This window comes from Xanthomonas sp. NCPPB 1826 (assembly GCF_056725285.1).
Map to the genome: position 1 here is coordinate 776,228 of NZ_CM161521.1, position 25,965 is coordinate 802,192.

At 65.2% G+C, this 25,965-nt stretch carries 24 protein-coding genes; 12 read left to right on the top strand and 12 right to left on the bottom strand.

Translation table 11 applies throughout. The features are described 5' to 3' along the window. Positions 1–41: 41 nt before the first annotated feature. Positions 42–1,628 carry an SDR family NAD(P)-dependent oxidoreductase gene (locus tag AC1PLA_RS03385; RefSeq protein WP_039523264.1) on the bottom strand — a complete coding sequence of 529 codons (1,587 nt, stop codon included), beginning with the start codon at positions 1,626–1,628 and terminating at the stop codon, positions 42–44. Positions 1,629–2,048: 420 nt separating this feature from the next. On the opposite strand from AC1PLA_RS03385, the gene AC1PLA_RS03390 reads away from it, so the two are divergent. Next, complete coding sequence (locus tag AC1PLA_RS03390) at positions 2,049–2,828, top strand: SPFH domain-containing protein (protein WP_047129562.1); 780 nt, start codon at positions 2,049–2,051, stop codon at positions 2,826–2,828. A gap of 213 nt (positions 2,829–3,041) precedes the next feature. On the opposite strand, the gene AC1PLA_RS03395 is transcribed toward AC1PLA_RS03390, so the two are convergent. Both AC1PLA_RS03395 and AC1PLA_RS03400 read right to left on the bottom strand, forming a co-directional pair. Continuing rightward, positions 3,042–3,641, bottom strand: a complete 600-nt coding sequence (locus tag AC1PLA_RS03395; RefSeq protein ID WP_126967288.1) for a TetR/AcrR family transcriptional regulator — start codon at positions 3,639–3,641, stop codon at positions 3,042–3,044. Beyond that, positions 3,638–4,255, bottom strand: coding sequence for an NAD(P)H-dependent oxidoreductase (locus AC1PLA_RS03400; protein WP_065046146.1), 618 nt, complete (start codon positions 4,253–4,255; stop codon positions 3,638–3,640). Before AC1PLA_RS03400 ends, AC1PLA_RS03395 begins: the two co-directional genes overlap by 4 nt. Positions 4,256–4,478: 223 nt before the next feature. On the opposite strand from AC1PLA_RS03400, the gene AC1PLA_RS03405 reads away from it, so the two are divergent. After that, a complete protein-coding gene (locus AC1PLA_RS03405) occupies positions 4,479–5,453 on the top strand; it encodes a glutathione S-transferase family protein (RefSeq protein WP_167704827.1) in 975 nt (324 codons plus the stop codon). 79 nt (positions 5,454–5,532) lie between these two features. Continuing rightward, on the top strand, positions 5,533–5,928 hold the full coding sequence (locus tag AC1PLA_RS03410; protein WP_126967290.1) for a VOC family protein: 396 nt from the start codon (positions 5,533–5,535) through the stop codon (positions 5,926–5,928). A 142-nt stretch (positions 5,929–6,070) separates the two neighbouring features. Here AC1PLA_RS03410 and AC1PLA_RS03415 read toward each other — a convergent pair whose 3' ends face one another. From AC1PLA_RS03415 to AC1PLA_RS03425, 3 genes are all read right to left on the bottom strand, one after another. Next, positions 6,071–6,532 (bottom strand): DUF4126 domain-containing protein, encoded by a 462-nt coding sequence (locus AC1PLA_RS03415; protein ID WP_349779708.1) that lies wholly within the window; start codon positions 6,530–6,532, stop codon positions 6,071–6,073. A 216-nt stretch (positions 6,533–6,748) separates the two neighbouring features. After that, positions 6,749–7,708 carry an alpha/beta hydrolase gene (locus AC1PLA_RS03420; protein WP_374151338.1) on the bottom strand — a complete coding sequence of 320 codons (960 nt, stop codon included), beginning with the start codon at positions 7,706–7,708 and terminating at the stop codon, positions 6,749–6,751. Positions 7,709–7,743: 35 nt separating this feature from the next. After that, positions 7,744–8,367: a YiiX/YebB-like N1pC/P60 family cysteine hydrolase gene (locus AC1PLA_RS03425; RefSeq protein WP_349779707.1), complete on the bottom strand. Its 624-nt coding sequence runs from the start codon at positions 8,365–8,367 to the stop codon at positions 7,744–7,746. A 149-nt stretch (positions 8,368–8,516) separates the two neighbouring features. On the opposite strand from AC1PLA_RS03425, the gene AC1PLA_RS03430 reads away from it, so the two are divergent. Continuing rightward, on the top strand, positions 8,517–8,852 hold the full coding sequence (locus AC1PLA_RS03430; protein WP_349779706.1) for a DUF3817 domain-containing protein: 336 nt from the start codon (positions 8,517–8,519) through the stop codon (positions 8,850–8,852). 482 nt (positions 8,853–9,334) lie between these two features. Further along, positions 9,335–10,510, top strand: coding sequence for an HBL/NHE enterotoxin family protein (locus AC1PLA_RS03435; protein WP_102254894.1), 1,176 nt, complete (start codon positions 9,335–9,337; stop codon positions 10,508–10,510). A 325-nt stretch (positions 10,511–10,835) separates the two neighbouring features. On the opposite strand, the gene AC1PLA_RS03440 is transcribed toward AC1PLA_RS03435, so the two are convergent. Then, a complete protein-coding gene (locus tag AC1PLA_RS03440; protein WP_349779705.1) occupies positions 10,836–13,160 on the bottom strand; it encodes a S9 family peptidase in 2,325 nt (774 codons plus the stop codon). A 402-nt stretch (positions 13,161–13,562) separates the two neighbouring features. Here AC1PLA_RS03440 and AC1PLA_RS03445 point away from each other — a divergent pair, with 402 nt between their 5' ends. Beyond that, a complete protein-coding gene (locus tag AC1PLA_RS03445) occupies positions 13,563–14,996 on the top strand; it encodes a GAD-like domain-containing protein (protein ID WP_349779704.1) in 1,434 nt (477 codons plus the stop codon). 50 nt (positions 14,997–15,046) lie between these two features. Here AC1PLA_RS03445 and AC1PLA_RS03450 read toward each other — a convergent pair whose 3' ends face one another. Continuing rightward, entirely contained in the window at positions 15,047–16,138 is a 1,092-nt protein-coding gene (locus tag AC1PLA_RS03450; protein ID WP_349779703.1) for a DUF1615 domain-containing protein, read from the bottom strand. Between the two features lie 439 nt (positions 16,139–16,577). On the opposite strand from AC1PLA_RS03450, the gene AC1PLA_RS03455 reads away from it, so the two are divergent. The 3 genes from AC1PLA_RS03455 to AC1PLA_RS03465 all read left to right on the top strand — a co-directional run bounded on the left by AC1PLA_RS03455 (position 16,578) and on the right by AC1PLA_RS03465 (position 20,368). Further along, positions 16,578–18,452, top strand: a complete 1,875-nt coding sequence (locus AC1PLA_RS03455; protein ID WP_349779702.1) for a GGDEF domain-containing protein — start codon at positions 16,578–16,580, stop codon at positions 18,450–18,452. A gap of 140 nt (positions 18,453–18,592) precedes the next feature. Then, positions 18,593–19,033 carry an Rrf2 family transcriptional regulator gene (locus AC1PLA_RS03460; RefSeq protein WP_221235764.1) on the top strand — a complete coding sequence of 147 codons (441 nt, stop codon included), beginning with the start codon at positions 18,593–18,595 and terminating at the stop codon, positions 19,031–19,033. A gap of 435 nt (positions 19,034–19,468) precedes the next feature. Continuing rightward, entirely contained in the window at positions 19,469–20,368 is a 900-nt protein-coding gene (locus AC1PLA_RS03465) for an NAD(P)/FAD-dependent oxidoreductase (protein ID WP_349779701.1), read from the top strand. A 64-nt stretch (positions 20,369–20,432) separates the two neighbouring features. On the opposite strand, the gene AC1PLA_RS03470 is transcribed toward AC1PLA_RS03465, so the two are convergent. Beyond that, a complete protein-coding gene (locus AC1PLA_RS03470; RefSeq protein WP_039523297.1) occupies positions 20,433–20,978 on the bottom strand; it encodes a hypothetical protein in 546 nt (181 codons plus the stop codon). 308 nt (positions 20,979–21,286) lie between these two features. Here AC1PLA_RS03470 and AC1PLA_RS03475 point away from each other — a divergent pair, with 308 nt between their 5' ends. Next, the gene (locus AC1PLA_RS03475; protein ID WP_349779700.1) at positions 21,287–21,610 is read left to right on the top strand and encodes a hypothetical protein; all 324 of its coding nucleotides are present in this window, start codon (positions 21,287–21,289) and stop codon (positions 21,608–21,610) included. Positions 21,611–21,781: 171 nt separating this feature from the next. On the opposite strand, the gene AC1PLA_RS03480 is transcribed toward AC1PLA_RS03475, so the two are convergent. Further along, positions 21,782–22,336 (bottom strand): hypothetical protein, encoded by a 555-nt coding sequence (locus tag AC1PLA_RS03480; protein WP_349779699.1) that lies wholly within the window; start codon positions 22,334–22,336, stop codon positions 21,782–21,784. A gap of 206 nt (positions 22,337–22,542) precedes the next feature. Further along, positions 22,543–23,484, bottom strand: a complete 942-nt coding sequence (locus AC1PLA_RS03485) for a class I SAM-dependent methyltransferase (protein WP_374151339.1) — start codon at positions 23,482–23,484, stop codon at positions 22,543–22,545. A gap of 214 nt (positions 23,485–23,698) precedes the next feature. On the opposite strand from AC1PLA_RS03485, the gene AC1PLA_RS03490 reads away from it, so the two are divergent. Then, positions 23,699–24,574 carry a DMT family transporter gene (locus AC1PLA_RS03490; protein WP_016902964.1) on the top strand — a complete coding sequence of 292 codons (876 nt, stop codon included), beginning with the start codon at positions 23,699–23,701 and terminating at the stop codon, positions 24,572–24,574. Positions 24,575–24,685: 111 nt separating this feature from the next. On the opposite strand, the gene AC1PLA_RS03495 is transcribed toward AC1PLA_RS03490, so the two are convergent. Continuing rightward, positions 24,686–25,486 (bottom strand): transporter substrate-binding domain-containing protein, encoded by an 801-nt coding sequence (locus tag AC1PLA_RS03495; RefSeq protein ID WP_126967298.1) that lies wholly within the window; start codon positions 25,484–25,486, stop codon positions 24,686–24,688. A gap of 155 nt (positions 25,487–25,641) precedes the next feature. On the opposite strand from AC1PLA_RS03495, the gene AC1PLA_RS03500 reads away from it, so the two are divergent. Continuing rightward, on the top strand, positions 25,642–25,857 hold the full coding sequence (locus AC1PLA_RS03500) for a hypothetical protein (RefSeq protein WP_024937810.1): 216 nt from the start codon (positions 25,642–25,644) through the stop codon (positions 25,855–25,857). Positions 25,858–25,965: the final 108 nt, after the last annotated feature.

Genomic DNA, 25,965 nt, shown 5'->3' on the forward strand with positions numbered 1-25,965 from the left:
TCGCAGCAGGCGCCGTGCAGGCACCTGGCGACTGAAAGCCCTTACCAATCCGTCGGCGCATAGTCCTTGAGGAACTGCCCCCACACATGCTCGCCGGTGTTGGCGCCGTGGATGATGGGGTCGACGATGCGCGCGGCGCCGTCGACGATGTCCAGCGGCGGGTGGAAGCGTTCCTGCTGAACCTTGAGCGCGGCGATGTCCGCCGGATCCTCGTCGGTGACCCAGCCGGTGTCGACGCTGTTCATGTGGATGCCGTCGTTCTGGTAATCGGCCGCCGAGGTACGCGTCATCATGTTCAACGCGGCCTTGGCCATGTTGGTATGCGGATGCCGGGTGGTCTTGAAGTTGCGGTAGAACTGCCCTTCCATCGCCGAGACGTTGACGATGTGCTTGTCGCGCTCGGGCGTGCGCAGCATCAGCGGCTTCAGCCGCGCGTTGATGATGAAGGGGGCGATGGCGTTGACCAGCTGGGTTTCCAGCAGTTCCACCGAGGGCACTTCGTCCATCAGCAGGCGCCAGGAGTTGCGCCCGCGCAGATCCACCTGCTGCAGGTCCTGATCCAGGCGTCCATCCGGGAACAGGTGCTGCTGGCCGACCAGTTCGTCGTCCAGCAACGCCACCTGCGACAACTCGGCGGCGCGGGTGAGACCGTCGGCGCCGTCCAGGCCGCGGCCATGCACCGCCGGCAGCGCCATTGCCGAGGCATCGCGCAGCAGTTCGGGCGTGCGCAGGCCCTCGTAATGGCCGACCAAGTTGCGTACGGTTTCCGGCAACTCATGCAGCGCGGCGGTCTCGCCGGCCATCATGTGCGCGTAGAACTGCGGCGGGCGGCGCACCGTCTGGCAGGCGTTGTTGATGATGAAGTCCAGCCGGTCGCGGGTGGCCAGCAGCTGGCTGCAGAACGCTTCTACGCTGGGGGTGTGGCGCAGATCCAGGCCGAACACCTGCAGGCGATGGCCCCATTCGCTGAAGTCCGGCTCCTGCGCATAGCGCGCAGCCGAATCGCGCGGAAACCGCGTGGTGACGATCAGTTCCGCGCCGGCGCGCAGCAGCTTCAAACCGGCCTGATAGCCGATCTTGACCCGTCCGCCGGTCAGCAGCGCCACGCGTCCGCGCAGGTCGGCAGTTTCGGTGCGCTTGAAGTAGTTCAGCTCGGCGCAGGCCGGGCACATCTGGTCATAGAAATGATGCAGCTGGGTGAACTTCTGCTTGCAGACGTAGCAGTGGCGCAACTCCGGCGAATGCGTGGGCTCCGGTGCGGCAGTGGCATTCTGGCCGTTGTGCGCATCGTGCAGGCCGGCGGCATGCGGCGGGAAGAAGTTGGGCGTGCTGAACACCGGTTTGCGCCGCAGCGCGCGGATGCCGCGCTGCTCGAGCAGCGCTTCGGCCTTGCGCACCTTCTCCTGATGCCGCTCGCGCTCGCGCTGCTTGAGCAGCTGCCGCCGCGCCTTGGGCTCGGGGTGATACACCCTGGCCACCACCTGGTGCAGTCGCACGCGGTCGGCCTCGGGCAGCGTGTCGAGCACGCTGCGGTCGGCCTCGATGGCCTCCAGCAGGTCCAGCGCCGCGCGCAGGCGGTCGGTCAGGGGCAGGTCGTCGGCGGGCGGGGGTGGGGCGTTGGTGTTCAAGATGGATCCGAAAAAAGAGCGACAGAAGGCGGAGCGCATGCAGCGGGCGGCGCGGTGGACGCGATGGATGGCGGCCAGCGGCCACGCTGGCCTGGACCGCCGCCGCCGCAGGCCGGAGCGCCCGGACCGCAGCTATTTTCGCCGATCCTTGGGTGCGCGCGCCAATGACAGGGCTGGATGGGTTGCGACGGTGCGGGCGTCGCTGCCGGGGATGCATCCAATCGCCGCGCAGGGCGTGCGCCAGGTTCAGCTCTCAGCACGCGGCTGGAAGGTTTGTGTGTACGTGTTTGCATGCAGCGGCGTGTTGCCGCCCGTCATGCGGGAGGCCGGGGTGCGATCGCGTTTCGGATTGGATAATCTTTCCCCATACCGGAGGGGCTTCACGCCCATCCATTCAAGGGGACATTGATGAAGAATTCCATGCTGGCTTTCGGGCTGGCCGGCTTGCTCTGTGCGTGTACGGTGGTCTCGCCCGATCCGGGGCAACAAGCCGTGCTGGTGGATAAACCGCTGTTCTTCGGCAAGGGTGGCATCCGCCTGGACGATGTGCGTGATCCCGGGCGCACGTACACCTGGTTGACCACCTCTGCGTCGTATGTGGATGTCACCCCTCAAACCGTGCAGGTGGCCTTCGACGATTTCTCCTCCAGCGACAATATCCTGTTGGACTTCTCGACCCAGATCCAGTACCGGATCACCGCCCCGGCCTTGCTGCTGTCCGGGTTTGGGCAGGACTGGTTCAAGAACAATGTCGCCAGCCAGTACGCGTCCATCGTGCGCGATCAGGTCAAGCGCTATGACATGACCAAGATGATGAGCGACCCGGATACCGCCAGGAAAATCGACGATTCGGTCACCCAGAACGTCAGCGCGCTGGTCAAGCAACAAGGCTTGCCGATCCAGATCCAGAACATCACGCTCGGACGCGCGCGCCCCAATCCGGACGTGTTGCAGCAGATGAACCTCACCGCTGCGCAGCAACAGCGTGTCAAGACGCTGGTCGAGGCGACGACCGCAGAGCGGCAACGCGAGCAGGAACAGGTCGCCAAGGCCGATGCCGACAATGCATACCGCAACCGCATGGGCCTGACGCCCGAGCAGTACCTGGCCAGCCAGATCGCCGAGCTCAATGCCGATGCCTGCAAGAAGGCGCAGGCCTGCTACATGGTGCCTTCCGGCACGTCGGTGATTGCCAAGTAGCGTGTGTCGCCAAATTTCGGCAAGGCAACATGTGTTGCCTTGCCGTTGCATGTCTTGGGCTTCAACAGCCAGTGATCATTGCGTTCGCTTCGGTCAGCCGAAGATAGCTCTGGGACGTTGCAATGCGTCGCGCGTTCTGGAATGACACGCAGGTCAGTCCAGCTGTCCAATGATGGCTCAAGTGACCGGCAACTTCCTTGTTGCCTTGCCGGGTTAACCGTTTCGCTCGACCATGCCCAGAATGATCGCCTGCAGTTCGTGCTGCGCCTGCGCTTCGCTGAGATCGTCGGCAACGGCGGCGTCGGAGAGTGCGTCGGCAGCGCCGAGCATGGCCCATAGGCTGGCGGACGAAATGCCGGATGATGCGCAAAAAGGCGCCAGCAGCGCTGCGCACTTTGCGATGAAGGCGTGTTGGTATTGTTTCTTGACGGCGGCCAGTTCCGGGGAGCCGGTGAGGGCGGCGACGACGCCGGAGATCTCGCGTCCCTGGGTCAGCACGCAGTTGACGTAGCTGGTGGCGATCACGCGGGCCTTGTCCTGCAGGGTCGCCGCAGCGGCCTCGACGGCGGCGTCGAAGATTGCCGTCTGGCGCGCGTCGTAATCCTGGTAAAGCGCGGCCAACAGCCCGTTGCGGGTACCGAAGTGGTCGTACACCACCGGCTTGGTCACGCCGGCCGCGTCGGCCAGCCTGCCCAGCGTCAGGGCATCGGTGCCTTCCTCGCCGATCAGTTGCCATGCCTTGGCCAGAAGCTGACGCGTGCGTTCTTCCCTGGGCAGGCGGCGGCGTGGCGATATATCGGGCGGTGGACTCATCGAGACTCTGGGGCGCTTGGGCGGTGGTCGGCAAACAGCTTACGGCCAATCGCCCACGCGGTCTCCAGATGCGCTGCCGGAAAGCCAGGATCGGAGGCAAGCAGAAACTGCGATGTTGCGACCGGTGCGCCGCAGTAATCGAAGATGCCGTGGGCGATCTGCGTCTGCATGGCCTGGTCGTAGCCATGGCGAGCGAAGGTACCTGCGTCCGCACCGCCCACAGCCACCAGGTGGATCTGCAGGCGCTGTAGTTTTTTCACCACGTTGCCGTTTTCCGATTCTGCATAGGCCCAGCCGTTGGTGAACACACGGTCGATCCAGCCTTTGAGCAAAGCAGGAAACGACCACCAATAAATCGGGTAGACCAACACCAGGGCGTCGGCCCGATCGAGCCGCGTGTGTTCGGCGGCGACGTCTGCCGGTGCCGGCGCCTTTTTCTGGAACAAGGCGATGTCCGCTGCGGTGAAGCGCGGGTCGAACCCTTCCGCCGCCAGATCGGCAATTTCGACCGAGTGTCCGGCCTTCGTGGTGGCGAGCCCATCGGCGAGGCGGGCGACGACCGCGTGGGTCAATGATTGGGTGTCCGGGTGTGCAACGACGATCAGGGTGTGCATGGATTGGTTCGGTGGGATTTAATTACCATTAGTAACTTACTTTTGGTATATTGTCGACCTCGGCGAAATTTCGCCCTGCGTTGTGGGCCGATCTGCGTCTGTTGCTCATAGGGCGTGCAGGCCCACTGCAACGCTGTGTTTGCCGATGAAACGCCCGACCATCGCGCTGCCTCCAAATCGTCTGCGCTACGGTGATCCTTCAACGTTGCAGAAGGAGAGCTAAATGGGCCTATTGGTCGATGGCAAGTGGCAGGACAGTTGGTACGACACCGACAAGAGCGGTGGGCGTTTCGAGCGCTCGCAATCGCAGTTCCGCAATTGGGTGACGCGCGATGGCAGCCCCGGCCCGCATGGGGACGGTGGCTTTCAGGCCGCTCCCGGGCGCTATCACCTGTATGTGTCGCTGGCCTGCCCGTGGGCGCATCGCACATTGATCTTCCGGCGCCTGAAAGGTCTGGAGTCGATGATCGACGTGTCGGTGGTGCACTGGCTGATGGGCAAGCAGGGCTGGACGTTTGCGCCAGGGCCGGGCGTGGTGGGCGATGCGCTCCACCAGGCGCAGCATCTGTACGAGGTCTATCTAAAGGCGGATCCGCAGTATTCCGGGCGCGTGACCGTGCCGGTGCTATGGGATCGCGAGCGCAACACGGTGGTCAGCAACGAGTCGGCCGACATCATTCGCATGTTCAATAGCGCCTTCGACGCGGTTGGTGCTGCGCCCGGCGATTTCTATCCGGCGCCGCTGCGCGAGCAGATCGATGCGATCAATGCGCGGGTGTACGACACCGTCAACAATGGCGTGTACAAGGCGGGCTTTGCCACCACGCAAGCTGCGTACGAAGAGGCGGTGGTGCCGCTATTCGAGAGCCTGGATTGGCTCGATGCGCGCCTTGGCCAGCAGCGCTACCTGTGCGGCGACCGGCTCACCGAAGCGGACTGGCGGCTGTTCACCACGCTGGTGCGTTTCGACGCGGTGTATGTCGGCCATTTCAAGTGCAACCTGCGGCGCATTGCCGACTATCCGCAGTTGTCCGGCTACCTGCGTGAGCTGTATCAGATGCCGGGTATCGCAGACACGGTGAATTTCCAGCACATCAAGCACCATTACTACCAGAGTCACGACATGATCAACCCCACCGGCATCGTGCCGCTGGGGCCGGTGCTGGATCTGCAGGCGCTGCACGGGCGTGGCGGCTGATGCAGCTGTTCGCCGAATGCTGCCGGATATCCACGTGCTGCCCTAAGCTGTGCGCCTTCGATACGAACAGGAGTGATGCGTGCTGAATCATGTGATGGTGGGATCGAACGATATTGCGCGGTCCAGGCAGTTTTACGATGCGGTGCTCGGCGGCGTCCTCGGTGCCGCTGAACCACTGGTCAACCCTGCCGGCTCGGGCCATGTGCGCCTGTTCTATCGCCACGCCGGCAGTACTTTCGTTGTCAGCGAGCCGATCAACGATGCGCCCGCGACCAACGGCAACGGCGCCACCGTGGGCTTCAGCTGCGGCTCGCCCGAGCAGGTGCAGGCCTTCCACGACGCTGCGGTGGCGGCAGGTGGCATGTCCATCGAAGATCCGCCGGGCGTGCGTGAAAGCCGCATGGGGCCGGTCTGGCTGGCCTACGTGCGCGACCCGGACGGCAACAAGCTCTGCGCGATCTACCGGCCTGCGTAGGCTGTGATCCCTGCGCTGCTGCGACTGCCGCAGCGCAATCGCGCACCGTGTTATTGCTTCGCTATGGCGACGGTGGAGCAGCCGTCGCCATAGCGCGCCCTGTGGTTGCGGTTGGCGACAGACTTAGGTGAGGGACGTCGCGCTAATGCTTGGCCGCATCGCGCATGATCAACGTCGCCGCGCCCACCGTGATCGCGTCTTCGACCACGCCGGTACTGGTCTGGCCGTAGCGTTCGATCGCACGCATGCGCAGGTTGAAGGTGAGATAGGCGGCCGCCACTGCGGTGGACGCGCCCATCAGTGCGGCGACGCCGCGCTGATGGCGGGGAGCCAGGGCCGCGCCGACGATCACGCCGGTGGCGATGCGCGCGATCATGCCGGGCAGCACGATGCGGTCGGGCGCGGTTTTCATCTTGTCGCCTGCCAGCTCGCCGCCGGCAAGCGCGAGCATGCCGGCCGATGCCAGCGGATTGGCCAGCAGCGGCGGTGCGCCGTTGTCGGCAGGAAGCTTGCCGGTACGCGCAGCATTGGTGACCGCCGCCAGCGGCGTCATCGAGCGCATGCCGGCGACGGCGCCCATCAGGATGGAATGAATCAAAGCCATGTACACCTCTGCATGTGCTCAACAATCGCAGGCGGAATGCGCTGCGTGCGGCACGCTGTATGGATGTGCACACACTAGGACGGCGCATGTATGGGCGTTGGCAAGAGCTTGTGCATGCCGTGCATTGGCGGCGCCCGCACGGCACTGGGTGTGCTTGCGGTGCGCTGCCGGGGATGTATCGGCTTGCGCCGCGCAATCAGGCGCGCGGCATTGCACTCAGGGTGCCTTGGTGCCCAACAGGAACTTCAGCCCATGGGTGATGCCGCGCGGCGCGACACTCAGGTGATCTTCGTCGTTGAGCACCTCCAGCTCCAGCCGCAGCGACGGATACTGTCTCGCGCGCAGCGTCTGCACCAGGTTCCTGGCGTCGATCACCATGTCGTACTGCTTGTTGTAGCGCACCTGCTCGTACTCGCCGACGTACATGTAGACCCGCGCCGGTGCATCGGTGTGTACCGCAGCGAAGCGCTTTTCCTGCGCGGCCGTGGCGTGCTCGCCGTACCAATACGAGGGGCTGCCAAGCAGATAGCCGGAAAACATCTGCGGTGTGCTCAACAGGATCTGGGTGCCGAGCAGGCCACCGTAGGAATGCCCGAGAAACAGGCGCCTGCCTTCGTCGGTTCGGTAGCGGCCGGCAATGAAGGGCAGCACCTGCTGGCGCAGGTAGGACGCGTAGGCCGCACTGCCACCGTGGGTTGCATTGGGCGGTGCGGTGTCGCCATTTTCCAGCGTCGGGGTGTAATCGCGCCGCCGGCTGGGCATTGGCTCGTCGCCCACCGCGTAGGACAGCCCGACCAGGATGAAGTCCTCGATTGCCGGCCCGTCGCCGTTCAAGCGGCGCGCGATCTGCCGCACCACGGGGAACGCATAGTCGCTATCGGTGACGTAAAGAACCGGATAGCGACGCTCCGGGTGGTCGGCGTAGCCGGCCGGCAAGCCGACAACGACCTGATAGCGGCGGCCTGATGCCGGATCCGGGACATCCCAAACCTGGCTGTCGACAATCTCGTACGGCCGGCCTTCGCCGCGTTGCCCAGCTAGCGCGGTGGCCATGGCCGCTTTGGCAGGTGCCGGTGCTTGCTGCGGCACAGCCGCCTTTTCCTGCGGTGCGGGTGGTGCATTGATGCAGCCAACCAGTGACAAGGCGAGCAGCCCTGCCGGCAATGCCTTGTTCACCATTCTCTCCTGACCACGCGCGGCATTCCCGCGCATCAATTCAAACGGCCGACATACGCCAGCACGGGAGCGGCCGCCATATCGTTCGGGTTGGTGCCAGGCAGGCCTTGCGGCACGTCCATGCCCTTGCTGCGGTAAAAGTCGGTCCAGTACTGCGAGACCTTGCCGGTCTGCAGGTTCTTGAAGTTCATCGGTTGCAGGGCGAACACGTGTTGGGCGCGGAACGCGCGTTCGATGAAGTCCGAGCAGTAGTAGCTGTTGTCGTCCTGCACGTAGGTCTGGTTATAAGGCTTGCCAAGCATGCGCCGTGCCTGCGCGATGGCGCCGGGGATCGCATTGCGCTGTTCTTCCGTCAGCCGGTACACATGGATCTGTCGATGCTTGGCGTTGGCTTCTTCGACGAATGCCTGCAGCGGCTGCTGCCGCGAGCCTTGTTCGTCTGCGTGCAGCAGCACCTGTCCGGTAGCGTCATGGGCGAGCAGTGCCACATGATCGAAGCTGGGGGCATCCTGCCTGGCGGTGGCATCGTCGATGGCACCGCTCAGGCCGGTGCGGGCGGCGGTGACGAACAGCAAGTCGCCGTCCTGCAGCTGTACGGCGATGGAGGTGGTGGGCAGTAGCGCCAGTGCAAGCACGGCGAGCAAGAAGAGGGTGCGCATGGGAGGCCGGCAGGTGGTGCAAGGGCCACCATTATCGCCAGGAACGCAGGCCGGCTGCCGATGCGCGACGCGCTCTGTAGAATGCAACTGCCAGCGGGCGTCGCCGCCGCCATCGCGTCGCGGCAATCCCTGTCCGTCTGGAGTGTTGCATGCGTGCTTCTTCTGCGTTGTCGCCGATCGGTCGGCTGTTTGCGGTGGCCGCCTTTATCGAGGGGCTGACCTGGGCCGGGTTGTTGCTCGGCATGTTGCTCAAGTACGGCACGCACACCACCGAGCTTGTGGTGTGGCTGTTCGGGCGCCTGCATGGCGCGGCCTTCCTGCTCTATGTGGCGGTCAGCGTGCTTGCCGCGCTGCGCCTGCGCTGGCCGTGGTGGGCGTGGGCGCTGAGCCTGCTGGCCGCGTTGCCGCCACTGGTGACGGTGCCGCTGGAAATGTGGTTCCGGCGTATCGGCCTGTTGGGTGTGCCGACGCGAACTGCCGGCTGACCGCGCCGGGGCGAACCCCGATGCGGCGTGATCGCCATTGCAGTGGAGGCGATCGACCAACGCATCCGCTGTTTGTGGACGCCACTGGCGATCGGCGTGGTAGAGCATGCACCTGCCGGACGATGTGCCGTCTGAGACAAATCGACGGGTCGGTGCGCATCGGTTCGGGGATGCTGGGGTTCTCGGGCACTCGGTGCTTTCGCAGATAGCACGGCAGCGTTCTCGAGAGCATCGATCATCGGTGCTGTTCCGTTGTGGCAGCAGGCCGGCAGTCGCTGTGTTCAATGGCAAGCGTTGATGGAGCGTCCAACGCGTCCGGGTTCGGGCATCGGTGGTCGCAATCCGGCATGGACCCAAGGCGAACGGATCCATGGGACCACACGCAGGTGACGTAAACAGAACGTCTGGATCCGAGAACCAGCGGTCCGGATCTGGCGGTGACATTCCTCGATTCATTGGTTGACAGCATCAGGAGACGATCCATGCAAGCGCAGAAGAAGCCGTTTTTTCCCTTTGCTCTGAGTTCGGCCCCGCAGGTGACCAGCATCGCGAGTGCGATCGGTACCTCGCGTGTATTGGCTGCCGTCTCCAACGATCCGTTGCCCATCGATCAGCAACTTGCAAACGCATTCAATGCCAATAATGCGGTCATGGCCTATGTCTTGGGCATCGGCAACACGCAGTTGCCGACGATCTCGCCTTCGCCCACGTGGTACAGCACGTTCCAGACAGCGTTCAGCGATGCACAGATTCACGCCAATGGCTGGTATCCGATTGCGACCAATCTCGTCAGTATCCCCAACTCGATTGCGGGCTATGGCATTTCCTTCAATGTCAGCATGTCCACCATCAATTCCCTGGTGGCGGTGCTGCAGAACGATCCGACCAATGCCGCTGCGATTGCTGCGCTGAAGTCTCAGTTCGGCAGCATGATCTCCCAAATCACGTCTTATACGCAGAGCGCGGTGACTGTCCAGCAGTCCATCACCACATTCAGCAATAACCTGACCTCCGATGCGGCAGTGCTGGCGCAGGCAGTCGTTGACTCGACCAAGGAGCAGGAGGTGGATCAGGCCAAGATCGCTGCGTTCAAGGCCGATATCGCGTCGCTGCAGTCGGAAATCAGCCATTGGCAAACCGTCGAGACGGCATCTGCGATTGCTGCAGGTGTCGCCTTCTTTACTGGTGCGGTGATTGCAATTTTCTCGTTCGGGATCGGCTTGGCATTCGGGATCGTCGCCGCAGCAGCACTGATCACGACGATGGTCATCGCATCGAACAAGATTCAGGCGTTGAAGAGCCAGGTAGAGGCCGACAACAGCAATATGAATGCTGTGACCCAGCAGGCGGCGAGCCTGGCGGTGCTGAATGACCAGGTCAATGGATTGATCGCGCTTTCGCAAGCGGCCAGCACGCAGATTTCCCTGGTGTTGCAGGTCTGGCAAGAGCTTGAGTCCGAGTTGAATACCGTGGTGACGGACTTGACCAACTGCAACGGAAACGTCACCAATTTGAACCTGCCGCAGCTTCAGTCCAATCTGAATTCCGCCAACCAGGATTGGCAGACCTTGGTGGGACTGTGCAATACAATCGCCTCGATCAAGTACAACCAGGCAACGCCCGCCACCGCGACGATTCCCGACCCCGCCACTGCCTGACGATTGGCATTGCATGGTTGGATGAGGTGGCTGCATTGCCGAGCCACGTGCATCGAGTCGCCATGGACTGGTGAGCATGTGGCCGGGCTGGCGGAGGCGTGTGGATGTCCACACTCTTCCGTCAGCCCGCCATCTGAAGCGCGTCAGCGGCCAGCGATGTTCCGCTTACCGGTGCACAGCGCAGTCGTCATCAGCAGGTTCCAGCGCTGTGGAAGCGTACAGCGCCAGTACGTACGGCTGGCGCCACAACGAGCGGCGCGTGTGGCGGTTCGTTGTCTGCACGCTGCTGCATTGGCGTTCTAAGGAGAGGTGCCGTGCACATCGCTCAGTTCTTGGGCATCGGCTTCATCTGGTAGTCGGTCGGCGGCGTGGCACCGAGCAGGTGTTGCACGAAGTAGTCCCAACGGCGGCGGCTGACATACGGGGTGAGCTCGCCATAGCCGTGCTTGGCATTGGGCAGCATCAGCATGTCGAAGGTCTTGTTGGCCTTGATCAGGGCATCGGCCACCAGCAGGGTGAGATACGGCGGCACGTTGTCGTCCAGGGTGCCGTGCACCAGCATCAGCTTGCCCTTGAGTTTGCTGGCGTGGGTGGCGTTGGCCTGGTCGTCGTAGTTGGAGCTGCCGTCCTTGTTGACGATGTGCTCGCCGTGATACTTCTCGGCCCAGTCGTCCTCGTAGCCGCGGTTGTCGTGGTTGCCGCTTTCCGACCAGGCCACCTTGAAGAAGTCCGGGTAGCGCAGCATCGCGGCGGTGGATGCATTGCCGCCGCCGGAGTGGCCCCAGATACCGACGCGGCCCAGGTCGATCCACGGATAGCGCTGGCCCAGTTCCTTGAGGCCGGCCACCTGGTCGGGCAGGGTGTTGTCGCCCATGTTGGCGTACCAGGTGTCGTGGAAGGTCTTGGAGCGCCACGGTGTGCCCATGCCGTCGATGGCGACCACGATGAAGCCCAGCTCCGCCAGCGATTGATTGTCGCCATGGCCGGCAAGGAAACTGCGGCCGCGGACCGAGCCGGTTTGCGGGCCGGGATAGACGTAATCGATGATCGGGTACTTGCGCGCCGGGTCGAAGTTGCTGGGCTTGAACATCAGGCCATACAGCGTGGTCTTGCCATCGCGCGCCTTGACCGTGATCGGCTCCGGCGGCACCCAGCCGGCCGCCTTGAGGCGGCTGATGTCGGCAGTGGCAATGGTGCTGACCTTGCGTCCGTCGCCGGCATCGCGCAGCAGCGTGACCGGTGGCGTGACCGAGGTGGAATAGGTATCGACAAAGCGGGCGCCATCGGGCGCCAGCGCAATGCTGTGATCGGCGACTTCTGGCGTGAGCAGCTCCGGCTCACCACCGTCCAGGCTCACCTTCCACAGCTGCTGGTAGTACGGGTCCACGCCGGGGCTGCGGCCGACGCCGACAAACCAGGCAGTGCGCGTCAGCGGGTCCACGCGCAGCAACTCGGTCACGTTGCCCTCGCCGCTGGTGATCGCGCGCTTGGGCTTGCCGGTGGCCAGGTCGTAGAGATACAGCTGGCCCCAATCGCTGCGCTCGGAAAACCACACCGCCTCGTTGCTGCCGGGCAGGTACGCCCAGTTCGCGGCGACCTGGCCGCTTTCGTAATAGGTCTTGGCGGTTTCGTCGAAGGCGGTGCGCACTTCGCCGGTGGCGACATCGGCAATGCGCAACCAGGCCTGCTTGTGGAAGCGCGAGGTGGACACGAAGGCCAGCGTCTTGCCGTCCGGCGCCCACTTCACATCGTCCCACAGGCCCGGCGAGCAGCTGACGTCATCGCACAGGGTGGAGCGGTGCTGGTCGGGCGGCAGTTTCAGCCGCAGCACGCTGCGCGTGGGTACGTCGATGACCACGCGCTCGATCATGGTCACGTCCTTGTCGCCGGCCAGCGGGTATTTCCACGACTGCAGTTCCGGATGCCCGAGCTTGGTGCTGACCAGGTACATGTCGCCGGTCTTGCGCTGGTCCTGCTGGAAGGTGGCGATCTTGCGCGAGTCCGGCGACCACGCAACGATGGCGTTGTCGCTGTGCTGCCAGCCGGCGTTGTCGGTGGCATAGCCGAAGTTTTCCACGCCGTCGCGGGTGAGCTGGGTCTCCTGGCCGCTGGCGAGATCGCGCACCCACAGGTTCCAGTTGCGAATGAAGGCTTCGCTGCGCTTGTCCGGCGACAGCACGCCCGGTTCGGCCTTGTCCTTTGCATACAGCTTGCTGCAGCGCGCACGCGCATCGCAGACCACGGCGGTGTCGCGCACGTTGAGGCGGTAGCGGCCATCGGCGGTACGCTTGACCGCTGGGGCGAAGGTGTCGGCCTTGAGCGGCTTGTCGCCGGTCTTGAGCAGCGTATTGAGCGAGGCGACCAGCGCAGACTGCTTGAAGATCGGCGCGCTCTTGCCGGTGGCGGTGTCCAGCTGCAGCAGCTGATTGCCCTTGGCATCGTGGTCGACATAGACCACGTGGGTGGCGTCCAGCCAGTCGATGCGGGTGGCTTGGTGATCGACCAACGGTTGCGCCAGATAGCTGGTGAGGCGCTCGGCGCGGGCGTAGTCGGCCTCGGTGACGGCAGGCGTCTGTGCGCTGGCGAGTGCCGGCAGGGTGGCCAGGGCGATGGCGGCGAACAGCTGCCGCAACAGCAACGGGGTGGGCATGAAAGACTCTCCGGGACGAAAGGAGCGCGCAACGCGGTCGGTGCGACCGTCCGATGCTACCGGCCATGAGGGCCGGGTGCCTCTGCCAGAAGTCGTGCTCGCGCCATTGTCGACTGGGGCGGACCGCACGCGTTTCGGCGGCCGACGCGGGGCGGGCCTGTGATGGAGCGGTTGCCAAGCGCATCGGCCGGACCGGCACCGCCACAGCGTGACCGATGAGGTTCGTCGAGCGCGATGCCCATCGAGGGAGATCACACCCGTGGACCGCACGCACACCGGTGATCGGCCAACCACTGACTGCGGGAATGTCCCGGCATGAACTACGCTTCCCGGCGTCCACACAGGCCATTGGGCACGATTTGGATTTATTGAACGCACGCAACGTTGACTGGAGGCCGTCTGATGTCATGGTTCCGCCGCTTGGCACTGTCCCCCTTTATCAAGGCACACCCGCCGTGCAAGACGCAGCCTGCCCCGGCGGACCTGATTGCCGCCTATGCGCCGGTGCTGCCTGCCAGCCTGCTTGAACTCTGGCGCCAAAAAGGACTGGGGCACTATGGCGACATGCAACTCGCGCTGATCGACCCCCGGCAATGGCAACCGGTGCTGGATCGCTGGATCGTCTCGCCACCCGATGCGGTGCGGCGTATTCCGATCGCGCTCACCCCCTTCGGCGCGCTGCTGTACTACCGCAAGCTGACCGCCACCGACGAAGACGTGGCCTATCTGGATCCGGTCTCGAAAGCGACTGGCGATCTGACCTGGAACCTGGACGACTTCTTCAATCAGTCCCTGTGCGAGGCGGAATTCTGCGACTCCCTGATCCCATCGGCCCTGCTCGCCGCCGCGCGCAAAGAGTGCGGCGCACTGGCTGCGGGCGAGGTCTACGAGATCGATCAGATGATGTTTTCGATGCAGATGTTGCGAGTCGACAAGGTCGATGCGTTGGCGCTGCACACCCGGCTTCGCGATGCTGTCGACGGCCCTGCAACCGTTGCCGATGCACCTACGACCAATGGCGAGGCATTGCCCGCAGAGCAGCGCTCTATGTTCGAGGGCATCTTCAACGCGCCACAGTGCAGCAGCGACCTGCAGGGCGTGTACCTGTCGTCTTACATCGATTGGCATCGCATGCTGGCGATCGAGCCCAACGGGCAGTATCGCCTGCTGTTTTGGAAAATCGATCATCGCAGCCTTGCACGCACCGATGTGCGTGCGTATGCGGGCCGCTACGAGGTAACGCATACCGAGATTGGCGACGAACAGGTGACGCTCGATATTCGGTTGCGCAGCGACTCCAGTGGTAGCGATGCCAACGATGCGCAGCTGTTGGTCATGCGCTCGGGTACCGACATGTTCCTGCTGCGCGCCGACGAGCTGGCAGACATGGCAACGGCCATGGATGGCTCGAAAACGCTGGGCCGCAGCGAGTATTACTTTCGCAAGGTGAGGTTGGGCGATGCATTTGTCGAGGAGCCATCCGGTGGACGCGCTGCGCCCCCGCTTGCCGATCTTCCACGCGCGTTACAGCAACGGGTGACTGCCGAAGCGATCATCGCCACCATCACCCATGTGGACGACGTCGACCCCGACGCTGAAGACGACGGCGCCGGCACCGTCATGTGCACACTGGACCGAGGCCAGGACGATGGGCTGCGCATGAACATGCCGCTGCGCTCGCCGCCAGACACCGGGCGCGCCCTGTACGGCTGGGTCTGGGAGATGCACCCTGCCGCGTGTCGGGTCGGCATCAACTATCAACGCGGTAGCGATGGCAAGGTGGAACATGGCCCTGTTGTCGGCGATGTGTTGACCAGTCGCCTGAGCGGGGAATGAGATGGCGGTGCGCAGCGCAGGCAGTGCTCGCAGCGCGGCAAGCCAGTGGCTTACTTGCCCATGCAGCGCTTCCAGCGCTCGTTCACGCGTTGCGCGAACCAGGCGGTGGTGAGGGTGCGGGTGATCTTGGGGCTTTCCAGTGTGATGCCGGGCAGCACCGCGCGCGGCAGCGGCTTGCCGGCACTGCGCTCGGCCAGCGCGAAGACCTGGCGATACAGCGCGGTGGCTTCGAAATCGGCAGAGTTGCCGGCTTCCAGGGCGCGGCGTAGCTGCCGGTCGCTCATCGCCAGCTGGCTGCCCAGGGCGCGTGCGGCGCGTTCGGTGCCGCCGGGCGCATCCAGGCTGGCACCCGGTGTCAACAGGTCGCCGTCCAGGGTCAGCGCGATGCCGCTGGCCTTGCTCAGCGCCGCCTGGAAGGCGGCATTGCGGCTGGCGTACCAGCCGGCATTGAAGTCGGCAAAGCGGTACAGCAGTGCGTCGTAACTGGCCGGATACCCGAGCAGGTGCCTGGTGCCGAACCACAGCCCGCCGCGACGGCTGAACACCTCGTGGCGGATCGAGTCGCCGGGCGGATACGGGTAGCGCTCGGCATGCTGCTCGGCAAAGGTGATGCTGACCTGCATCGGCCCGGCGGTATGCACCGGGTTGAGCCCGTCGAACAGGCGCGCCCCCAGCGGCACGCTGCCGGTGAAGTCTTCGAAGATGCGGCTCAGCTCCTGCTCGGTGCGCGCGCTCGCGATGCGCGTGGCATAGCTGCGGCCGTCGGGCGAGTCGATGCGCAGGGCGGCATCGACCATGAAGCCGGGAATGTGATGCGCGCTGGCACGGCGGTCGATCTCGGCGCGCGAAATCTTGCCGAGATTGGGCACCACCGGATTGGCCTGGTAGGTCGACTCCTGCTCGGTCACCGCCAGCACCGCGCAGATGTGCTCGGCGCTGGTGTCCAGGCCCTGCGAGGACAGCGCCACGTAGACATCGTCGGCCCAGCCGTTGCGATCGCCCAGCGTGGCCGGCAGGCGCCGGGCGATGTCGGCCTTGACCGCGTCCGGGGAGCGCTGTGGCGCACGCGGCGCCTGGGTGGCGCAGGCCGACAGCAAGGCGACGGCGAGCAGCGTGAGCAGGCGGGGCAGGCGGGATGTCACGGCGTCTCCAGGATCCGGGGGGCGGCAGCAGCTGCCGTGCCGCAGTTTACGTGGCTGTCGCGGGGTGGTTGCATGCGGCAATGTGCGGCAGCCGCGACGGCGCGGGTCGCCCGCCGGGCCGCAGCGCTTGCCAAGGGGCATGGCCGCAGGCCGCTGTCATGCGATCTGCCGGCCGATTCAAGCCCGCTGCACGCAGGCCGCTAACGCTCTTGACGCATAGCGTGGCGATCACATGACCTGCCGTGTTCGCCGGTCATCATGACCGCGTGTTTTGCATCGAAGTGGCGTCCATCAGACGCCGATATCGCCCCGATTCCACCGCCAGCCAACCATGGGAGAGCTCGAGTGCCGCAGCAACCAGCAAACCCGATGCGGGCCGGGCGGCGTGTCTTGTGCACGGCAGCCATGCGGTGTGACTCATCGTCGCCGTGAGGTGTCGATGAGCAGTGCGACGCCACGCTGGCGGCGCATGGTCGTGGGGATGGCTGCAATGCTGTTCAGCGCGGCGCTGTGGGCGCAGCCGCAGCCGTGGAAGAGCATCGAGACCGCCGCGATCGACGACCCCAGGGCCGCCTTGCAGGCCGCCCAGGCTGCGTTCGAGCGTGCCCGCAGCGATGGCGACGCCGATGCGCAGTTCTGGGCCTCGCTGGCGCAGGCGCGGGCGCTGATTTCGCTGGAAGAGACCGAGCGCCGCCAGGCAGCCCTGGCCCAGGCGCATGCGCTGCTGGAACGGGTGCGCGGCAACGCGGCGCAGGCGCAGCTGTGGCTGGCGATCGTGCAGGCGCTCAGCGATGTGCGCGAGAGCCCCAACCGCGGCATGCTGGCGCGGCTGGAAGCGCTGCGTCAGCAGGCGCGCGCGCTGGGGCGCAACGATCTGCTGTGCGAGATCGAAGCGGTCGACATGTGGAGCATGCTCGCCTCCGGCAGCAGCGACGAGGCCTGGAACGCGGCGCAGGCCAGCTACCAGTGCGCGGTGCGCGAGCACAGCTTGAGCCTGGAGCTGGATGCCTTGACCCAGCTCGGCTCGCTGGCCAGCCGCGTGGGCGGCCGTTCGGCGGAAGACAACGATGCCGAGGACTATCTGCAGCGCGCCCTGGCGCGCCTGCGCGGCCAGCCGGCACGCTTCCAGCGCAGCCTGATCGAATACGAATACGGCACCTCGCTGGCAGCGCAGCAGCCGGACGCGTCGCTGCTGCATTTCAGGCGCGCGCTGGCGCTCAGCCGCGAGCTGGGCGATCAGGCTGGCGTGGCCGCGGCATTGACCAGCGCCAGCGAGGTGCTGATCGACGCCGGCGATGCCACCGCGGCACTGGCAATGGCGCGCGAGGCGCTGCCGTTGATGCAACACCAGGGCAATGTCGGCCGCGTGGCCGCCTGCCATGCGGTGTTGTTGCGGGCATTGACCGCGCTCAAGTCCGGCAGCCTCGGCATGGAGATCATCGCGGCCAGGGCAGCGGACGACCCCAATCTGCCGTTGGTGCGGCGCGCGCGACTGCTCGATGCCATTGCCCAGGCACTGGCAGCGGAGGGGCGGCATGCCGAGGCCTACCAGGAACTGCAGCGCGCCAACACGCTGCGTGCGCAGAGCCTGGATCGCCAGCGCGACACCGTGATGCTGCGCCTGCAGGCGCGTTATGAAGATGCACGCCGTGGCGCGGAAACCGCCGAGTTGCGCCGCCGCAGCGAGACCGCGCAACTGGCGTTGCAGGCCCGCGAAGCCGGTCAACGCGCCTTGTGGATTGCACTCTGCGCGGCCTGCCTGCTGTTGCTGGGCGCGCTGGTGGTGCTGGCCTTCGGTGCGCGCCACCGAAGGCAACTCTCGCGGCTGGCGATGCGCGACGAACTCACCGGCCTGCCCAATCGCCGCGCCATTCGCGCCGAGGCGCAGCAACAGGTCGAGCAGGCGGTGCGCTCGCAGGTCCCGTGCATGCTGGCATTGATCGATCTGGACCACTTCAAGCTGATCAACGACATGCATGGCCACGCCGCCGGCGATGCCGTGCTCAAGGCGCTTGCCAGCGCCTCCAGGTTGGCGCTGCGCACGCAGGATCGGCTGGGCCGGCTGGGCGGCGAAGAGTTCCTGCTGGTGCTGCCGGGCTGCAGCGCAGAGGAGATTCCGGCGGTGTTCGCACGGCTGCGCAACGCGGTGGCCGCGATCGAGATCGCCGGCCTGCCGGCCAATCAGCCGGTGCGCTTCTGCATGGGCGCGGTGAGCGTCACTGCGGGGAGCGGCCTGGATGTGCTGCTGGGGCAGGCCGATCTTGCGCTGTACGCCGCCAAGACCGCCGGGCGCGATCAATGGGCAGTGGTTTGACTGCTGCATGCGCGGCTGCGCGGCGCCGGCTGCGACATCTGCGCGGGGCTGCGGCACAATCGTGCGGTGGCGCAGCCACGTTGCCTTCCTTCGATTGAGCAAACCGAGACCGCGTGCGAACCGATAGCCGCCTTTCCCGCATGCTGCATGTGCTGTTGCACATGGCCAGAAGCCAGCAGCCGATAACCTCCGAGCAGATCGCCGGCATGCTGTCGACCAATGCGGTGGTGGTGCGTCGGACCATGGCCGGCTTGCGTGCTGCCGGCTACGTGCAGTCGAGCAAGGGCCACAACGGTGGCTGGCATATCGCGTGCGACCTGACCCAGGTGACATTGCTGGACGTGCACCGTGCAGTGGGCGGCCCGCATCTGTTTGCGATCGGCGCCGATCACCCCAACCCGCAATGTGGCGTGGAGCGCGTGGTCAACGCAGCCATCGCCGACGCGCTGGCCGAGGCACAAACCGTGTTGCTGCAGCGCCTGGGCACGGTGACGCTGGCAACGCTGGCGGACGAGTTCGATGCGCTGTGCACGGCAGCCGCGCTGCCTGCCGGTCCGCCGACAGGCAAACGCAGGCGCTGACGCACACCAGCTGTTGCATACGCCGTTGTACATGGCGTGCAGCCGGGATGGCGGACGCGCGGTGTGCCTGTGCTTGCAGTCCCATGCGGCGCGTACGCATGCGCTTTGCGGCAGCTGGTTGGCATCGATCGCAGACAGGGCGCGCTTAGCCAGGCGCGATCGCCAGGACGCTGTCGTTTTTCGGCATGGCGTGTATGTGCGCATCCGCGCAGCACCGCCACGCCGCACTGGCAAACAATGCATTCCTGCAGGTGACGACGCAAACCGCCGCCGATCACGGCGAGCGTGACAGCAGGCAGCGCATCAACCCTCGGCTCGCACACGCAACCCGTCAGCCATCAAGCAGGTAACCACGTCAGCACAGCGCGGTTGAATCGCCGGCCTTTTCATGTAACATCGAAAAGTACATAAAGCGGATTTCAACCGGGAGCGGACATGCAGCACGACGTGATCATCATTGGCGGCAGCTATGCCGGACTGTCGGCCGGGCTGCAGCTGGCGCGTGCACGGCGCGCGGTCCTGGTGATCGATAGCGGCCAGCGCCGCAATCGCTTTGCCACCACCTCGCACGGGTTTCTCAGCCGCGACGGTGCATCACCTGCGCAGATTGCCGAGACCGGACGCGCGCAGCTGCTGGCCTATCCGAGCGTGCAATGGGCCGACGGCCAGGTGATACAGCTACGCGGCGAGGCGGAAGCCTTCGAGGTGACGCTGGCCGATGGCTCCACGCATACCGCGCGTCGCCTTGTCCTGGCGATGGGGGTGGTCGATCGTCTGCCGCCGCTGGCCGGCCTGGCAGAACGCTGGGGCACGCAGGTGTTCGCCTGCCCGTACTGTCACGGCTATGAACTGGGCCAGGGACGCATCGGCGTGCTCGCCACCTCCGCCTTTGCGGTGCATCAGGCGGCCATGCTGCCGGACTGGGGTGCAACACAGCTGTTCTTGAACGACGCGGTGGTGCTGGACGAGGCGCAGCACGCGCAATTGCAGGCACGTGGCGTGCGCGTGGTAGGCGGCACAGTGGCGGCGCTGCAAGGCGATGGCGACGTGCTGGAGCTGGTGTTGCGCGATGGGCAGGTCTGCGCGCTGGATGGCCTGTTCATCACCACCCAGACCGAGCTCAGTGCCTTGGTCGCATCGCTGGGCTGCAGTACCAGCGAGGGGCCGCTGGGCCGTCATATCGCGGTGGATGCCATGCAGGCCACTTCGGTGCCGGGTATCGCTGCCTGCGGCGATGTGGCCAATCCGGCGGCATCGATCGCGTTTGCGGTTGCCAGCGGCGCAATGGCCGGCGTGGCAACGCATCGCTCGTTGATGTTCGGTCTGAGCAACTGAGCGGCGTGTTGCGATCAACCCTGCAGACCATGCCGGCCTGCAGGGGAGATCGCGGCTGCGCTGCTTACTGGCTGACTTCCTGCATCGCAATCTTGTGCTGCTTGGAGTACGCGCGCTGCGCGGTATTCAGCGCTTCCATATCGGTGTTGAGCTGGGCGGACACGGTTTCCAGATCCTTGGCCAACGGCGCCAGCTCGGCATTGCCGTAGCCGTTGGGCAGGGCGGCCACGCGTTCAAGCGCGGCCATCATTGCGTCGGCACTCTTGAGGTAGGCCGACAGCTTGCCGTCCAGGTCCTTGGCGTTGTCGGGCACGCCCGAGGCCACGGCGGTATTGGCCTGCGCGTTGGCGGCCAGTGCCTTGCGCTGGCTGCCCAGTGCGGTCTTGTAGCTGTCCAGCGGCTTGTGCGCGACGGCATCGGCCACCAGGCTCTGCCCGCGATCGCCCGATACCCACGGGTCGATGATGGTGACCGCGCCATTCCAGGCCGAAATGTTGTGTAGCAGGTAGTCGCTGGAGGAGAGCTTGGAGGCGCCGGTGGTGGTACCGCCACCGCAGGAGGCCAGCAGCAGACTGAGAGAGACAAGCAGGAAGGTGGTGAACGTCTTCAAAGCGAAAGATCCTTGGTACGAGGCCGTTGTTGCCAATGCATGGCGAAGACGGCAAAAACCCCAAGGAAGCGCCCGGACAATCCATGTTGCACTGTTGCTGGCCATCTTCCCTGAGACGAATGCAGCGTGGAGCATTCCATTCACTCTGAGCGAGTGCGCTGCGCCATCAGTATAGCGGCCGCGTGCAGCCGGCAGGTGCGTGTCATGCGCTCGTTGCGCGACCACCAGGTGCTGCATGCGTGCGATGGATGGCCTCGGCCGGTTGCGCTGCGCGTACACTGCGCCGCCACCATCGAACCGATGCCTGCGTGAAAAAGAAGCGGCCCAAATCACCGCCACCTGCGCCAGCTCCCGCGGCGTCCCGGATCCAGGAATGGATCATCGGCGGGGGAGCCGTTGTCGTGGCGATCGCCTGTTGCATGCGGCTGTGGCTGGTGCTCGAGGCGATCGTCACGGGGCGCTATATCAGCGTCATCCGCGGCCGGCCGACCAGAATCTTCTACGCGGATGCAGACCCGCAGCGGTTCTGGATCGCCGTCTGCTGGGATGCGTTGCTGACCAGTTTGCCGTTGGCGATCATCGCCTGGTTCACCTACGTTGCCTGGACGACGTACCGACGCGGCAGGCGATGACCTGCGCGGTGGTTGCACAGCATGCGCAACTGCGGTGCCGTGCTGTCGACGACGACGCGGCTGCGCAGGCGTGCGGCAAGCCGCTGTTGAGTACACGGTGTTGATCAGCCGTCGGGTCACAAGGCCGTGGCAACCGTTTGCGCCGATCGATGCCTGCGCATCATGTGGCCATCAGGGCTGTGTCTGCTTTTGCTTCTGCTTGCGTGATGGCGGCTGCGTCTCGCGCTTGGGCCAGGTGTCATAGCTGTAGACGAACTGCTTCTGATCGCCTCCCATGGTCGGGTCACAGTGCCAGGAAGTGGCGACGCTGCCGGGTTCCAGCACGCCATCGACTTCGCGCACGGCCTGCGCTTCGAACGCGCAGATCGCCCCGTACAGCTTGATATCCCAGTCCGGCGCAGAGGTGGTGTGGGCGTGTTGCACCAGCACGATGTCGCTGCCGTGGAAGTGGTGCACCTGTGCGCCGTATTCGCGATTGATGCTGAAGTAGCACGGTGCGCCGATGCCCAGCGGGAGCACTTCGTCATCGCGCAGGATTGCGCACTTGCCGGCGTGTTCGCCCAGGCGAATCGTACGCCCGGCAAGGACCGCGGTGGTCACCGGATGGCGGGTGGTGACTTCGGACATGGGCTGCGGCGGCGACGACGTCTGCGGCGCGGTCTGCGCGTGTGCGCCGGTCATCACCAACAGCGCGGCGAGCAACCAGGTCGGAAAGCGGATGCGCATGCAACGTCCTTGTCGTGGGCGCTGCAGTATCGCAGATCCGTTTGCTGGTCAGGCGTGGCTGGCACACCGGCTGCACTCCAGTCAGACGGAGGCGGCCAGCGCCCGGGTCGGCATCTGTCTGCTGCATTGCGGCTTGGCGTGCAGCGCCGACCTGCAGCTGGCCGCGACCGATCCGCGTGTTTTCAGTTGCCGCAAAAATCCTGCAATCAGCGCCGCGCCGGCAGCGTTGCCAGCACACCATCCAGCGCCAGTTGCGTGCTGAAGCCGGCCTTGCTCAGGCGTTTGCTCACTTCGTTGGGCACATCGCGCCCGCTGGTGAGCCGGTTGGGCGCGCCGGTGTAATGGAACAGGCGCCCGCCACGACGCAACACCCGCGCCAGCTGGTCGTAGAACAGCTGCGAATACAGCTCGCCGGCAATGCCGAAGCGCGGCGGGTCGTGCAGGATGGCATCGACCGAATCGTCTGCCAGCGTGGTGATGTGCTGCGAGATATCGGCGTGGGTCAGCTGCAGGCGTCCGCCGTAGGCGGCATCGTCCGGGTCCGGCGACCAGGGATTGAGCGTGCGCAACCACAGTACGTCGGCATTCTTTTCGAACGAGTGCAGCTGCGCCACCCCGGCCTCCAGGCAGCAGGCGGCGAAGTAGCCCAGCCCACCGCAGGTATCCAGCACGATCTTGCCGCGCGGGTCGACCAGCGCCACCTTGCGGCGCGCATCGTCGAACGGCGACAGCTGCGCCGACGGCAGCATCTTGATGCCATCGATCTCGAAGGTGGGCGCACCCCATTCGGTGGGAATGAGCTTGATCAGCGCACCGCTGAAACGCGAGATCGGGGCGAAATCATCACCGTCCCAGAAGTACAGCGTGCGCTCCTTGAACTTGCCCGGATACGGGTAGCCCCTGCCGCGCCACTGCCAGGTCTGCGCATCCAGCTGCGCGGTGCCGGTACTGCGGCCCAGGTCCAGCGAGCCGGTCCATTGGGTCAGACCACTGCCGCGCGCGGCAAGCAGCGCCTGGGCATCGGAGGAAATGAGTAGGGGGCCGGAGTAGTGGGGCACGAGTCGCTGGTCTGGGTGGGCACGCGTCACGCGCGTTGCGGGTGCAAGGGATGGACTGGCATCGTAACCGACCCCATCGCGCATGCGCATCCAGCGCACCGCCGGCACGATGGCGCAGCCGCGCAGCGGCGCTTATCTGCAGCGACGTGAGACGCCGGGTCGTCTGCAACGGTGTGCTGGTGGCGATGCAGCAGCGTCGTGCCCGGATGCATGCGCCGATTCCTCTGACGCACGCCGCACCGCATACTGCGCACTGCCCCCGTCGACATGTTGTCCGATTGGCGCCAACCGTGGAGGATCGGCAATGCTGAAGGGTGTGTTGTTGGGGTTTGCCTGTTATGCGGCCTATTCGATCAGCGATGCGTTCGTGAAGCTGCTGGAAGGCACGCTGCCGGTCTACGAAGTGCTGTTTCTCGGTGCACTGCTGATGCTTGTGGCCGTGCCATTTTTGAAGAAGCCGGACGATCGGTTGCGCGAACTGGTAATGGCCAAGCAACCCAGCCTGTGGCTGTTGCGTGCGCTCACCGGTGCCATCGGCAACCTGACCTCGGTGATTGCGTTCACCACCTTGCCGATGGCCGAGGCGTTTGCGCTGATCTTCCTGATGCCGATCTTCGTCACCGTGCTGTCGGTGGTGTTCCTCAAGGAAGAAGTGCACTGGCGGCGCTGGTCGGCGGTGATCGTCGGCTTCATCGGCGTGTTGATCGTGCTGCGCCCGGGCTTTCGCCATCTTACCCACGGGCATGTGGCCGCGATCGTATGCGGCCTGGTCGGTGCGATTTCGGTCATCACCCTGCGCATGGCCGGGCATAGCGAAAAACGCCTGACCTTGTACGGTGCCGGGGTGATCGGCCCGTTGGTGATGGGCGGGATCATGATGTTGCCGACCTTCGTCTGGCCCACGCTGTATCAGTGGGGGCTGTTGGCCGGCTACGGCCTGCTTGCCGGCCTGGCAGCGATCTGCCTGATGTATGCCACGCGCATGGCGCCGGTGAGCGTGGTTGCGCCAACGCAATACAGCCAGATGCTGTGGGCGATCGCCTTCGGCTACCTGCTGTTCCACGACCACCTGGACTGGCCGATGGCAGTCGGCATCGCACTGATTCTGGGCGCAGGCCTGTTCACGCTGATCCGCGAGGAGCAGGTGTCGCGGTGGTGGCGGCGGACCAAGATTGTTTGAGGGCGGGGATTGGGGAGTCGGGATTGGGGATTGGTAACGGCGTCAAAGCGTGTTGTCGCTGGTGTCACTTGCTTCTGCCAATCCCGAATCCCGACTCCCCAATCCCGGTTTTTACGGGGGCGCAGTGGATTCCTTGCGCGGTGCGCGCCAGGTTTCAACGATGCGCGCGTACTCGCCGCTGGCCTTGCTCAGGTGCAGCCACTGGTCGACGTACGCTTTCCAGGCCTGGTCGTTGCGCGGTAGCAGGAAGGCTTTTTCGCCGTATTGCAGCGGCTGCTCCGGTGCGATTGCGCACAGGCCGGGCAGGCGTGCCTGCTGGTGGAGCGCTTCGGAGGCGTCGGTGATCATCACGTCCGCGCGCTGCTGCAGCAGCTCCTGGAAGATGGTGGTGTTGTCGGCGAACAGGCGCAGGTGTGCGCGCGGCAATTGTTGGCGCGCGAAGGCCTCGTTGGTGCCGCCGGGCGGTTCGATCACGCGCACCTCGGGGCGATTGAGTTGCGCGAGGCTGCGGTAACGCGCCTGGTCGGCGCAGCGCACCAGCGGAATCTTGCCGTCTACATCCAGCACCGCGCTGAAATTGGCCTGGCGCTGCCGCTGCAAGGTGACCGAAATGCCGCCAACCGCGATATCGCAGCGATCGGCGAGCAGGTCGGGCATCAGTTGCGGCCAGCTGGTGCGGACGAACGCCACGCGCGCGCCCAGGCTGCCGGCCAGCGACTGCGCCAGGGCGATATCGCTGCCCTCGAACTGCCCGTCGGCACGCAGCAGCGAATAGGGGCGATAGTCGCCGGTGGTGCAGACCCGCAGCACGCCGGATTGCAGCACCGCATCCAGGCGTGAGGCAGGCTCGGGCGCGGCTGCGTGCGCAAGGCCGCAGCTGAGCAGGAACGCAAGGCAGATGCGATGGCGCATGACGTGGCCTCGGAAAGATGCGGCCATGATAGTCGTGGCCACTGCGGTGTGGCCGACGTCAACGGCATGTCAGCACGATCCTGCCCGGGATCACGGTGCGGTAGCGCTGCGATGCGCACGGTCGGTGCTTCATTCGAACCGATCGGAGTCACCTCATGCAGCTCAATCCACGCACTGCGCGTCCGATGACCACCGCCATTGCCGGGCTGTCGGCACACGGCACGCCCGATCCGGATACCAATGAAGACGAAATCCCGCTGGAAGAACAGACCCCGCAGCAAGGCGGTTTGCGCGAGGAGGTGGGCGATCTGGAAGAAGACGACGACCAGGCATTGCCCGGCCGCGTCGGTGGCGGGCTTGCGGGTGGTTGATGCGGGTGGGTAAAAGCGGCTAACCGGGCAATTGGATTAGCCACCAGGCGTGTGCGGCCGACACTGAGATTCTTCAGCATCGTCTGGATGTTCCCAGGTCGGATGGTC